This window comes from Endozoicomonas sp. 8E, from assembly GCF_032883915.1.
In the GTDB taxonomy this organism is placed as follows: domain Bacteria; phylum Pseudomonadota; class Gammaproteobacteria; order Pseudomonadales; family Endozoicomonadaceae; genus Endozoicomonas_A.
In genome coordinates this window covers 5,623,859-5,635,716 of the sequence record NZ_CP120717.1, presented here as the reverse complement: position 1 = coordinate 5,635,716, position 11,858 = coordinate 5,623,859, and the positions used below count along the sequence as shown (strand labels likewise).

Here is an 11,858-nt window from a genome sequence, read left to right as displayed (position 1 = left end):
TGGGGTCTTCAGACAGACCCCAGGCTGAATCAGGCGATCAGGGCCTGAGTGTCACGGGAAATCATCAGCTCTTCGTTGGTGGTCACTACCATTGCAACCGTTGAGCCTTCCTCGGTAATAACATCGCTCTTGCCCCGGAAAGTTTCATCATTGAGCTTGTTGTCCACCTTGAAACCGAAAATGCTCAGGCGTTCAATGACGTTCTTGCGAATGACGCTGGAGTTCTCTCCGATACCGCCAGTGAATACCAGGGCATCAATCTTACCCATGGCCGCAGCAAAACCCGCTACTTTTTCAGCCAGAACGTGGCAGAAAACGTCCAGAGTCAGTTGTGCACGTTCATTGCCTTGAGCTGCAGCGTCTTCAATAACACGACAGTCACTGTCCATTTCAGACAGACCCAGCAGACCGCTCTTCTTATTAAGCAGGTCGGTGGCTTCCTCCAGGGTGTAGCCCAGAGTTTTGTTCAGGAAGTTGAACAGGTTGGGGTCAACATCACCGGAACGGGTACCCATAACCAGACCTTCCAGAGGTGTCAGGCCCATAGTGGTATCAATGGACTTACCATTCTTGATTGCACAGGCAGAGGCTCCGTTACCCAGATGAGCTACCACGAGATTGCTGTCATTGATGTCCAGACCCAGCATATCGGCAGCAGCCTGACCGACGTAGCGATAGCTGGTTCCATGGAAGCCGTAGCGACGAACGCCGTGTTCTTTGTACAGGCTGTATGGAATCGGGTAGAGGTAAGCTTCGGCTGGCATGGTCTGATGGAATGCAGTGTCAAAAACAACAACATTGGGCAGGCCCGGGAAAATTTTCTGGGCGGCACGAATACCCGCCAGATTGGCTGGGCTATGCAGAGGAGCCAGCTTGGTGCCGTCTTCAATCGCTTGCAGAACTTCATCTGTCACCAGGCAGGACTTGGAGAACTTCTCTCCACCATGAACAACACGGTGACCAATGGCGGAGATGCCTTCTACCAGACCCTCTTCGCGCAGGAGACCCATGAGTGCTTCCAAAGCTGCTTCGTGTGCAGCCAGTCCGAGTGCCTGAGAGCCTTTTTCGCCGTTGACCTTCCAGCGCAGAACCGCTTCGCTGCTGTCCAGGCGTTCAGCGATGCCATTGATTTTCTCTTCTTCCGTTGTCGGGTTGATCACTGCGAATTTAAGGGATGAGCTGCCGCAGTTGATGACCAGAATGCTGTCTGTGCTCATAGAAATAATACCTAGCAGAATACGGGCAATGGGAGATCGACCGATTGGTTCCGGTCAGTCTCCTGAAGGGGTATGTTCCAATAGTAGTGTTACTCTGTGTGCCGAAGCACCCTGGTTGCAATACTGAAGGAGCTGTTTGCATCATGGTGGCCCACAGGTCAGATATTCGGAAACCTTGGGTGAACATGTTTGCAATTCACCAGACGAATATCGGCTTGTAGTACGTGCAACGTTATAAAAGTTTCGATTATAACCATTGATGCAGGTCAATGGACTGCGTAAAGATGCGTATTCAGATGCTATTTTTGAATGCCTCTATAGGAATTTCTGCAATCTTGGGGGAAGGCCATCCGCAGATAATAAGAATATGTCTCAAGAATCTGTTCAGGATACAAAGGTAATTTAGCCTTTTATTGCGGATACTCAAGGCCCGTCCATTCCGAGGTCGCTTCAGGCAGCATTTGTATCCAGGTTACCAGTTCTTCCTGATAGAGATAGGCGCCTGCGACTCCAATAAGCATCAATGAGATGGGAAGATAAATGCCCAGTGCACGAGTCAGATTGGCTGGTGGTAACGGCGGCTCCCCATAGTTGTTTTTTCCTTCTGTGCCCGGCCCGATACTGAGCCAGAAAAGGAGGAGAATATTAACAACTGGAATGACCAGAAACAGCCATAGCCAGCCGCTTCGATCCATATCATGAAGTCGGGTAATGACCAGAGAAAGTGTCAGCATGATTGCCAGGCTGTGAATGCCCAGAACCATTGACACAGTCTGTTGAATAGTCAGGGATGCTCCGATCAGCATTGGTAAATAATCAGGAAGCAGGAAGGCAATAGCTTCTATAGCTACGACCAGCCAACTCATGGCCAGGTAGCGGGTTCGTCCGATGCGTCTTATCAGCCGCAATGGCTCATTACTATTTTGTCGGGGTGTTCTGGACAGCGGGGTCTCGGCAAAGATAGATGAGCTGCTTTCTTCATTAGGGGGCAATGTTTTTGAGCCATCCAGGGTCATAATCTGGCATTGTCCGCCGGCCTTTCTAATGGCTTCTTCGTATTGGCGGGCTTCTTTCCTGGTGACAGGCTTTCGAACCGCATAGGGCTTGCCTGAAAAAAGGCGGTCAATGCGCTGTGCATCGGCATTGAACAAACGGGCCAGATTATTTTTGACTTCAGCTTCGGAAAAGCCAGGAAGAATCTGCCCTTTAAATATGACTTTATAATCTTTGCGCTTCATAACAGGATCTCCCGAGCTTTGGAAACACCTGTTCGGGGTGTCTCCACTCAGGGCGTCTTATCGGCAGATATGCCGGAAACGCAAGGCTGTTAATCCTCAGAAGGGACGGACAACAACCAGAATTACAATAGCCACCAGAAATAGAACCGGCACTTCATTAAAAATGCGGTAGAATTTGTCTGACTTAGTGTTGGTATCATTGGCAAACTTTTTCAGGAACGCCCCACACATGTGGTGATAGCCAACCAGCAGAACCACCAGCGCCAGCTTGGCGTGCATCCAGCCACTGCTCATGTAATAGGACGGGTTGAAACGGAGTAACCAGATACCCAGCACCAGAGTGGCGATCATGGACGGCAGGGCAATCCCACGGTACAGCTTGCGCTCCATGATCTTGAATCGTTCATTACTGACCTGATCTTCGCTCATGGCGTGATAAACAAAGAGCCTTGGCAGGTAGAAAAGGGCTGCAAACCAACAGACCATGGCGATAATATGAAAGGCTTTAACCCAGAGCATTCATGAGATCCTTTATTTTCGATTGCTGATAGCGAATAGAGAGTAGCGGAAAAGACTCCAGAGTTCGATATCAGGGTGCAGGGGTGGGTGAACTCTTTAACGGTGAACTCTTGAACATTGTAGACTGGCTCTGTTGTGTTCTGAGCGTTGTTTTGCTGAAACCCTGCTGTTAGAGTGACACGCCGTCATAAAGAGGCTGTGGATACTCATGAGGGCTTTAAAGGCGTTTATCTTAGTCTTGGGCAAATAGCATCATCTTCGAGAAAGAATATTTGCAGAAGCGAGTCTTGAAAGAATCCTTATATATATTTATTCTGTTATTTTAAATAATTATTCTATTTTTAGGGCGTCGTATCCATGATCAAGGCAGGCATTGTTGGTGGTACCGGCTATACCGGAGCGGAGTTGCTGCGTCTTCTGGCGGTCCATCCCGACATTGAAGTAACGGTGATTACTTCAAGAAAAGAGGCAGGCAAACCCGTCAGTGAGCTATATCCGGGGCTAAGAGGCAAGATGGATATTGTTTATTCTCAGCCAGACGACGATGCCCTGGCCACCTGTGATATTGTTTTCTTCGCTACGCCCAACGGAATTGCCATGAATTCCGTGCCCAAGCTGTTGGACAAAGGTGTGAAAGTCGTGGATCTGGCTGCTGATTTTCGTCTGGCCAATGCAGCTGACTGGAGGCAATGGTACGGTGTTGATCATGCCTGTCCCGAACTGCTGACAGAAGCGGTCTATGGTTTGCCAGAAATGAATCGGGAGTCCATTAAAGCTGCGCAGCTGGTGGCTAATCCGGGGTGTTATCCGACAGCTGCACAGCTGGGTCTGTTGCCTTTGATGGAAAATGGTCTGGTAGAAGGAGATGTCATTATAGATGCCAAGTCTGGAGTCAGCGGCGCTGGTCGTGAAGCCAAAGTGGCCAGTTTGTTGTGCGAAGTTTCCGAGTCATTCAAGGCATATGGTGTGTCAGGCCACAGACACCTGCCAGAAATCAGACAGGGAATAGGCCGAATGAGGGAGCAGGGTTACAGGGGGGAGCTGGTATTTGTGCCTCACCTTGTACCCATGATCAGGGGGATTCATGCAACGTCGTACGTTTCGGTAAAAGATCATTCCATTGATCTTCAGGCGCTTTATGAAAACAAGTTCAGTCATGAACCTTTTGTTGATGTTTTGCCTGCAGGCAGTCATCCGGAAACCCGTTCAGTCAAATCCTGTAATCAATGTCGTATTTCCGTTCATCGTCCACAGGGTGGCGATACCGTAGTGATTCTGTCGGTAATAGATAACCTGGTGAAGGGAGCGGCAGGGCAGGCTATTCAGAACATGAATATCATGTGTGGACTGAATGAAAAAGCAGGCCTTGATGCGCCTGCTTTGATGCCTTGATTTTTTTGTGAGCCTGTTCAGGTTTTCGATGCTCCATCCTTGCCTGTCAGGTTTCAAAGACTGAGCGTTGTTTTTGGTCAAAGGATGCGTCAGCTTGAGGGGGTGACATCAACACAGCAGGTATATTGGGTAAAGGCTTCTTTAAGTCTTTCATGCGTCGGCACTGCTCGGTTGGCGCTCCTGGCACTGATGACTGGTGATTTTTCGGTTGGCAAATCAGTACGGCTTTTTATAATTTCGCTTAGAGTAATTGTGCTAGTATTCGGCGATCCATAGTGGTTTACCAACTGATCTGGCATATCCATGGAAAAACTGTTTGAAAAGCTGCTCTATTCTGCCCGTTGGCTTCTTGCGCCAATTTATATCGGCTTGAGTCTTGTCCTGATCGCTTTGTTGATTGAGTTTTTTCAGAGTGTTACTTACCTGCTGCTCAACGTTTCTAAAATGAATGAGACGGAGGTAACACTCAAGGTGCTTACGCTGGTTGATTTGGCTCTGGTTGGGGGCTTGATCGTTATGGTTATGTATGCCGGCTATGAAAATTTTGTCTCTAAAATAGACTTGGATGAGAGTTCTGAGAAGCTTAGTTGGCTTGGTAAAATGGATACAAGCTCACTTAAGGCCAAGGTTGCTGCTTCCATTGTGGCCATCTCCTCAATCCACCTGCTCAAAATGTTTATGAATACGGGTAATATCCCAAATGACAAGTTGATGTGGGGGGCGCTGATACACCTGACCTTTGTTGCCTCAGCGTTCTTTATGGGCCTGCTCGATCTGCTGCTATACAGAAAAGAGAAAGACATTAATGCCTCGCTTTAACGCTCTCTTACCCGTGGGCTAATCGTGCTCTCAGGCTGGCTCAGTCGGCTGAGCCAGTGATGCCTGATAGGCTTTTAATTCTTGTATTCTTAGCCTGTCCAATGCCTGAAGTATGGACCGATGAAGCGTGCAAATCAGAAGACCTTGCTGCGATACTGGTGGCTCAGGACAGCGTTCTGGATTTGCAGATTATTCCTGGCTTGAAGCCTTGGTTTATGACAGCTGTTCCAGAAGATCCGGTCTTATTCTGGCCATTTTGTAGGTGCTGCTGTATTGGCCTCTGCGGAAGCAGTCAAAGCGGGACGTCCCTTCAATCTCAAACCCGTACTTTTTATACAGGGCGATTGCCTGTTTGTTTTCTGTGAAAACACCCAGTTCAATGCGAACAATATTCAGCCAGTGATCACAAAGCTGTACCATCTCGTCAACCAGCTCTGATCCTACTCCCTGTCCCTGAAAATCAGGATGTACACTGATGCCAAAAGTAGCGACGTGCTTTTTACGAGGCTTGCTGGACATAAGAATGCCGAGATGACCTGCAACCTTGCCGTTTACCTCCGCAATCAGTTGAACGGATTCATTGCTTCGGGATTGGAATAGCTGTTTCCAGTGGTCTGAGTGGTTATAGGGGATCTGGGAGGTGTTTTCTGCCAAATCCTCATATTCAAACATTTCTGCAATGTGGGGTAAGTCTCTGTCTTCCTGATGTCGTATTTTTATTTTCATGATCTCTACTTCTCTGCTATAACTTCAAAACTGCAGTATTCTCTACCCAAATGTTCGATGCAAGTTGTATGGCTGGGTGTTACTCGAGGTGGCTGGTGTGAGCCTGGGTGTGGGGATAAGTAGCAAAATTCAACAAAACTGTCTGTCTGGCTATTTTGGTATGTGTTTTACAAGGCCGCATACTCGTTGATAGCGGTCTTCCAGTCGCAGGTTTTGATGCGGAATAATGAATCAAGGTAACGGGTATGAGAAATAATCATGCAGGTTATCTCTATATCAATGTTGTCGGGGTTGTATCTGCTGATTTTCACGATATCTTTAATCGTGTTGTACTCATTGCTTCTGTAGCTATTTGAGATACAATTAGCTTAGCTTTAAGTTATGCCTTATATTTATGTCTTGCGTTTCGAAGTTCCATAGTTGTAGATCTTCCTGATAAATCATAAGTAGTAGCGGTGCTTTCAGCTAAGCGGTCATGTGTGTGACCACCCTATTTTTGTTCAATTTCAGGAATTGATTATGTCTGCTTCTACCGGAACAGTTAAGTGGTTCAACGAATCCAAAGGTTACGGCTTCATCAGTCAGGACTCTGGTCCAGACGTATTTGCTCACTTCAGAGCTATCGTCGGTACTGGTTTCAAAACTCTGGTCGAAGGCCAGCGTGTTAAGTTTGAAGTGACTCAGGGTGCCAAAGGCCCTCAGGCTGAGAACATCGAAGTAATCGACTGATTACTCTTCACGCCCTTCGGGTAGTGAACAAAAAAGGCAGCGCTTTGCGCTGCCTTCTTTCGTTTAGACGAACTCTTTGATGATTCTGGCCACCAGCATGATCAAAATCAGTATGATGGCTATTTTCGACAGTTTTGACTGTTTTTCCCGACTCATGGGTTTGCCGAACCGCTGTGTTGCCATGACCAAGACGGCTAGCGCAACAAAGAGTAGAAACAGTATCTTCAATAATTCCATGGTTATCTTTCACTGATGGGTATCGAGTTCGTCTGCCTGCCTGAGAGTCTGGTAACCTGCCCAGACTCTGGTCATGGTTGTCAGGATACAGATTACAGCAAAAAATGCAGCCAGAATCGGGAAATACTGAGGAAACAGACAGAAGAGCACAAAAATGGCAATGGTCTCTGTACCTTCTGCCAGTCCATTCAGGTAATAGAAGGATTTGTTGCTGGAGTCAGGGTCTGAGAGACCTTTCTTCTGAGCCACAATCGCATAGCCCAGAAAGCTGGAGCCCGTTCCGACGAAAGTGAAGATCAGCAGGCTGGCCATCAGGGCATTTTTTTCAGGATCGGCGAAGGCAAAGCCAAGCACGACGGCCGAATAAAAGATGAAGTCCAGGGTGATATCCAGATAGCCACCGGCATCTGAGGTTTGTGTTATTCTTGCCAGTGCATCATCGAGCCCATCCATCAGACGATTGCAAAGAATGGCAGCCAGGGCAGGCAAATAGAGTTCAAATGCCAGCAAAGGCAGGGATGCTAACCCGATCAGGAAACCAGTCAGAGTAATCTGGTCAGCCGGGCACCTGTTTTTTTCAGTGGGCGGGCGAGAAGATTCAGAGGCGATCTGATCCAGAGGGAAGTCCAGCGATCAAGCATCAGGGTGCCAGGCAGTCTTTAGTCACAGCCCGTTATCATACCCTGATCGTGCCACAAGAGTCGAAATGTTACTGTTTTTAGCCGCCGGGAAAGTGGCTTTTGTATAGTCCAGCGGATTCTATTTGTAAGAATCTGGTTAGGTGCTTATATAACATTAGGTTGTCGGGAGCTCGTGGGGATTGTCCCTGAAAGTATAAATTTTACCCGGAAAGTTCATTATGCCGCTTTTTTATCAGGATAAATGAGATGCCAGATTCTCTTTCTATCAAGCCTCCGGGTAGTATGAAGGTGGTGCGTGATGATCCCGCCAGAGAGCGTAAGATCAGGCTTTTTCTGGTACTGGCCTTTGTTCTGGTTACGGCTCTTTCTTATTATCTTGGGGGACGGATTTCCGATACCGAGGCATCTAGATTGAGGCAGGAAAACTCAGATCTCAGGAATCAGTTGCAAGACTTGTCGGGGTTAGAGGAGTCTCTCAGGCAGAAATTGGTCATCCTGGAAAGAACCAGTAAGGTGGACCGCGAGGCGGCAAACAGCCTTCGTAGTGTTATTCGGGATCTGGAAGATGAAAAAGCTCTGCTGAGCAAGGATCTGGCATTTTACAAGAGTATTCTTGCTCCAGAAGACAGTGCTGAAGGCATCAGGCTCTACGCATTTGATCTGCTGCAGGGTGAGGAGAAAAATCAGTATCGCTTCAGAATGGTGGTCTCTCAGGTGGCCAGAGACAATCCGTTTCTCAAAGGAGTTCTGAATGTCTCTGTCAAGGGGGTCAAAGATGGTAAGAAAGAGTCTTTGTCCTTGATGGAACTGGCTGGGATGGAAAAGTCCCAGACACTTGGGTTCCGTTATTTTCAGTCTTTCCCTGAAAACCGTGACTATATCAATCTGACGCTTCCCGACGGGTTTAAGCCCGAGAAAGTGATGGTCAGCATTAAAGTCAAAAGTGGTGCAGTGCGTAGCCTGACCAATATCCTGGACTGGCAGGAAGAGCTGGAAGACGATGTGAAAAACGAACTGACCGAAAGTGGTTAAGTCGCCTGAGTAGTTGACTGCTTTGCTGGGTTACTTGGATAATGGACTCAGCATATTAATACAGTTATACGTGCAGAGACCTTAAGAACAGGACTCTGATGAGAGTATACAGAGACAGGGTTTGCCTGTGGCGATCAGGTAGCACGGGAGGATAAATGAGCGCAGTAGTTGAAACGGTAATGCCGGACCCGATCGAACTGACGGACAATGCCGCTAAAAAAGTCAATCGGCTCATGGAAGATGAAGATAACAAGTGCCTGAGGCTTCGTGTCTATGTGACCGGGGGTGGATGTTCGGGTTTTCAGTATGGCTTCAAGTTTGATGATCAACTGGCAGACGACGACACCCTCGTCAGAAAGCAGGGGGCTGAGATGGTCGTGGATTCACTGAGCTACCAGTATCTGGTCGGTGCCGAGGTCGATTACGAGGAGGGACTGGAAGGCTCCCGATTCCTGGTGAAAAATCCTAATGCAACCGCCACTTGTGGCTGCGGTTCTTCTTTTTCCATCTGAATACTCTTCTTGCCGGGCGCCAGCGCCCGGATATCCCTGTTAAGTGGCTGCTCAGGCCCTCATCCTATTTGTTTGACCAGCAGGGCAATGCTGTCAGAAAAGTACTCTCTGAAGCGTCAGTAGTCAGTAACTTGAAAGTCGTCGTAATGCGGTGAATTTACCGGCTATTATACTGATAGGTATATTAATGCATACATGGATGGTGTGTGATGACAGATGTCTCAGGTCCTCAAGGAAGCAATGGACCCTTATATTCGGCTTCACCTGTTAAGAAGGGCTGGAAAAGTACTATTAAAGCACTGCTGGGAGGCATACTGAGAAAAATCAGAAAAGTTAGCCCCCATGACCTTCCTTCCTTGAAGACTGAACAAGCAAAAAGTAAGCAACCAAATCCTAAGCCTCAAACAGAACTGAAGTCGAGAGCGGCAACGAAAGCTGAAAGTAAGATTTTCATTCAGGTACTCCCTCTGAAGGGGCAATCCATCTCAGCCCCCATTCCAAAGTCTGGATCTCCAGATAGCCCCTCTTCAGTGTCAGGCCAACAGAAGCGGAGTGGAAATGAAGTTGAATCGAATCAAGGCAGCAATAAGAAGGCGCCACCAGTGGCACCCAGAAGAAGTAAATCATTATCCAGACAGCCTCTTCAGGTAAAAGAGACGGCCGATGAGCTTGTTCAGAACAAGCGACAAGAGCAACCGGATGTAAAAGAAAGGCCAGTACCCACCCCTAGAACGAGAAGAAAAAACAGAGGAGGCCTAAGCGGCTCTCTGAGTAAAGCTCCGCAGCCAAAACCACGTAACCAAGGCAAAGAGGCACTTGCCGGAAATCTAAAATCTGGGCAGACCAATCACTATGATGTACCCGGTAAACTAAAAAAAGAACCAGAATACGATGTGCCTGCTAACCGGAAGAGAAGCACTGAATATGGTGCGTCTGCAAATCTGAAAGCAAAACCAGAATATGATGTGCCTGTTAATCGGATGAAAAGTACAGACTATGATACACCCGGAGACCTGAAAGTATCTTCGGATTACGATGTCCCCAAAAGTTTGAACTTCAGATCATCCCCCCTGCATGCAAGTGATCCGGAAAGAGTCCGTTCGGATTCTATAGACCCATCTACTGGCGAAAATATATACCAATCGATAGATAATAAGGATTTTGAGCTGGAGATGCTTGAATTAGAGCTGGAGTTGGAAGGTGTCTCTCAGGATCTGGCTGATGCTTACGACTTTCAACCACTGTTCAATAATTCTGTTCGGCTTGATGATGAAATGCCTTCTCTGATTGAAACCTTTAAGAGTCAGAGACCCCCGAAGTCAGATCTACTCGAATGGGCTGCTCACATGAAACAGGAACGATCACTGATGCAACTGGGTAGCAATGGTTTTGATAAGTTTAGAAAGTCTATTGAGTCTTTAATGAGTAAAGGGTTAACCTCTATTCAAGACAGGGACAAGGTGAGAAGTAGTGTCGATAAAATTAATAAAGTTCTTGCTCCAGCATTAACCGCCAAATACGGTGTTGAAGGAGCCAGGCAACGACTCTTGAAAGCTCCGGAAGGTTAATAGAAATCACGATATTTCTTCAGCCTTGGTCTGGTCAGCGACTTTATCAATATTTATCCAGCCGGGAATATAGCTCCAAGAATCCGTTCACCAGCAGCTCCTGTAACGGCAGGAAGGTTGCCAGGTTTTCCTGACAGTGTCTGTCTGGCCAGCCAGGCAAAGGCTACTGCTTCTACCCAATCGGGTGCTATGCCAAGCGAGGTTGTGGTTGCAACGGACAGAGGGTCAAGCTCATCTTCAATCAGTCTCATCAACTGCTTATTATTGGCACCCCCGCCACAAACCATTACTTCCTTGGCTGACGGAGCGTATTGGCAGATATCCAGAGCGATGGTTTTTGCTGTCAGTAAAGTCAGTGTGGCAGCAACGTCTTCAGGTTGCAGGCCAGAAAAATTTCTCAGGTGAGACTCCAGCCAGCCCGGGTTGAAGAGTTCCCGGCCAGTGCTCTTGGGCGGTACCTCAGAAAAGTAGTTGTCACTCAGCATCGTATTCAGCAGTTGGTCATCCACGCTTCCTGATGAGGCCCATTGGCCATTGGCATCAAATTTCTGGTTGAGGTGCTGCTGGCACCAATAATCGATCAGAGCGTTACCCGGGCCGGTGTCAAAGCCTATGACAGGCTTTTCAGGGTCTGCGGGTAACAAACTGATATTGGACATTCCACCGATATTCAATATGACTCTGTCTGATGTGGAGCTACTGAAAACAGCGTGGTGGAAGGCAGGAACAAGGGGGGCTCCCTGACCACCTGCCGCGACATCTCGACGTCTGAAGTCAGCAACAACAGTAATCCCTGATAGTTCAGCAATCAGACCTGGGTCACCAATCTGCAGAGTGAAACCTTTTTCCGGGCGGTGGCGGATGGTTTGTCCGTGGCTGCCAATGGCAGAAATCTGATCCGAATCAAAATTAGCCTGTTCCAGGAGTTGCCTGACGGCGTCAGCCGATTCCCGGGCAAAAGCGGGCTCAGCCAGCGCCATTCGTTCAATTTCATCGGGACCAGGCTGTGTCAGGGCAAGAAGCTGTTCCCTGAGATTTTCAGGGAGCGGATGGGAAACTGCCTGTAGCTGTCGACAGTTTCCTGATGGGGAGTGCCTGGATATTCTGTCCTCAAATTCAACCAGAACTGCGTCAATGGCATCAAGGCTGGTGCCTGACATCAGGCCGATAAAGTATTCAGGCATATCTCTGATAATCCATAGTGCCCCTTCCCTGGAGGCTATCGTTG

Annotated in this window: 14 protein-coding genes; 6 read left to right on the top strand and 8 right to left on the bottom strand. The window is 48.0% G+C overall.

What is annotated here, in order from left to right:
* Positions 1 to 29: 29 nt before the first annotated feature.
* The 3 genes from P6910_RS19645 to hemJ all read right to left on the bottom strand — a co-directional run bounded on the left by P6910_RS19645 (position 30) and on the right by hemJ (position 2,974).
* Positions 30 to 1,217 carry an acetate kinase gene (locus P6910_RS19645; protein ID WP_317142945.1) on the bottom strand — a complete coding sequence of 396 codons (1,188 nt, stop codon included), beginning with the start codon at positions 1,215 to 1,217 and terminating at the stop codon, positions 30 to 32.
* A gap of 410 nt (positions 1,218 to 1,627) precedes the next feature.
* A complete protein-coding gene (locus P6910_RS19640; RefSeq protein WP_317142944.1) occupies positions 1,628 to 2,455 on the bottom strand; it encodes a DUF805 domain-containing protein in 828 nt (275 codons plus the stop codon).
* 96 nt (positions 2,456 to 2,551) lie between these two features.
* Positions 2,552 to 2,974, bottom strand: coding sequence for a protoporphyrinogen oxidase HemJ (gene hemJ, locus P6910_RS19635; RefSeq protein WP_317142943.1), 423 nt, complete (start codon positions 2,972 to 2,974; stop codon positions 2,552 to 2,554).
* A gap of 357 nt (positions 2,975 to 3,331) precedes the next feature.
* On the opposite strand from hemJ, the gene argC reads away from it, so the two are divergent.
* Together argC and P6910_RS19625 are read left to right on the top strand one after the other, a co-directional pair.
* On the top strand, positions 3,332 to 4,366 hold the full coding sequence (gene argC / locus P6910_RS19630) for an N-acetyl-gamma-glutamyl-phosphate reductase (protein ID WP_317142942.1): 1,035 nt from the start codon (positions 3,332 to 3,334) through the stop codon (positions 4,364 to 4,366).
* A 303-nt stretch (positions 4,367 to 4,669) separates the two neighbouring features.
* A complete protein-coding gene (locus P6910_RS19625; protein WP_317142941.1) occupies positions 4,670 to 5,185 on the top strand; it encodes a TIGR00645 family protein in 516 nt (171 codons plus the stop codon).
* A 213-nt stretch (positions 5,186 to 5,398) separates the two neighbouring features.
* Here P6910_RS19625 and P6910_RS19620 read toward each other — a convergent pair whose 3' ends face one another.
* Both P6910_RS19620 and P6910_RS19615 read right to left on the bottom strand, forming a co-directional pair.
* The gene (locus P6910_RS19620) at positions 5,399 to 5,911 is read right to left on the bottom strand and encodes a GNAT family N-acetyltransferase (RefSeq protein WP_317142940.1); all 513 of its coding nucleotides are present in this window, start codon (positions 5,909 to 5,911) and stop codon (positions 5,399 to 5,401) included.
* Positions 5,912 to 6,078: 167 nt separating this feature from the next.
* Positions 6,079 to 6,222 (bottom strand): hypothetical protein, encoded by a 144-nt coding sequence (locus P6910_RS19615; protein WP_317142939.1) that lies wholly within the window; start codon positions 6,220 to 6,222, stop codon positions 6,079 to 6,081.
* A 208-nt stretch (positions 6,223 to 6,430) separates the two neighbouring features.
* Between P6910_RS19615 and P6910_RS19610 the strand changes: the two genes are divergently transcribed.
* Positions 6,431 to 6,640, top strand: coding sequence for a cold-shock protein (locus P6910_RS19610; protein ID WP_034832746.1), 210 nt, complete (start codon positions 6,431 to 6,433; stop codon positions 6,638 to 6,640).
* Between the two features lie 63 nt (positions 6,641 to 6,703).
* On the opposite strand, the gene P6910_RS19605 is transcribed toward P6910_RS19610, so the two are convergent.
* Positions 6,704 to 6,877, bottom strand: a complete 174-nt coding sequence (locus tag P6910_RS19605) for a hypothetical protein (protein ID WP_317142938.1) — start codon at positions 6,875 to 6,877, stop codon at positions 6,704 to 6,706.
* 9 nt (positions 6,878 to 6,886) lie between these two features.
* On the bottom strand, positions 6,887 to 7,387 hold the full coding sequence (locus tag P6910_RS19600; RefSeq protein WP_317142937.1) for a CDP-alcohol phosphatidyltransferase family protein: 501 nt from the start codon (positions 7,385 to 7,387) through the stop codon (positions 6,887 to 6,889).
* A 377-nt stretch (positions 7,388 to 7,764) separates the two neighbouring features.
* Between P6910_RS19600 and P6910_RS19595 the strand changes: the two genes are divergently transcribed.
* From P6910_RS19595 to P6910_RS19585, 3 genes are all read left to right on the top strand, one after another.
* Complete coding sequence (locus tag P6910_RS19595) at positions 7,765 to 8,550, top strand: DUF6776 family protein (protein ID WP_317142936.1); 786 nt, start codon at positions 7,765 to 7,767, stop codon at positions 8,548 to 8,550.
* 155 nt (positions 8,551 to 8,705) lie between these two features.
* On the top strand, positions 8,706 to 9,062 hold the full coding sequence (gene erpA / locus P6910_RS19590) for an iron-sulfur cluster insertion protein ErpA (RefSeq protein ID WP_317142935.1): 357 nt from the start codon (positions 8,706 to 8,708) through the stop codon (positions 9,060 to 9,062).
* Between the two features lie 209 nt (positions 9,063 to 9,271).
* Positions 9,272 to 10,630, top strand: coding sequence for a hypothetical protein (locus tag P6910_RS19585; RefSeq protein WP_317142934.1), 1,359 nt, complete (start codon positions 9,272 to 9,274; stop codon positions 10,628 to 10,630).
* A 53-nt stretch (positions 10,631 to 10,683) separates the two neighbouring features.
* Here the strand turns inward: P6910_RS19585 and P6910_RS19580 are convergent, their stop codons facing one another.
* A complete protein-coding gene (locus P6910_RS19580) occupies positions 10,684 to 11,814 on the bottom strand; it encodes an anhydro-N-acetylmuramic acid kinase (RefSeq protein ID WP_317142933.1) in 1,131 nt (376 codons plus the stop codon).
* Between the last annotated feature and the right edge of the window lie 44 nt (positions 11,815 to 11,858).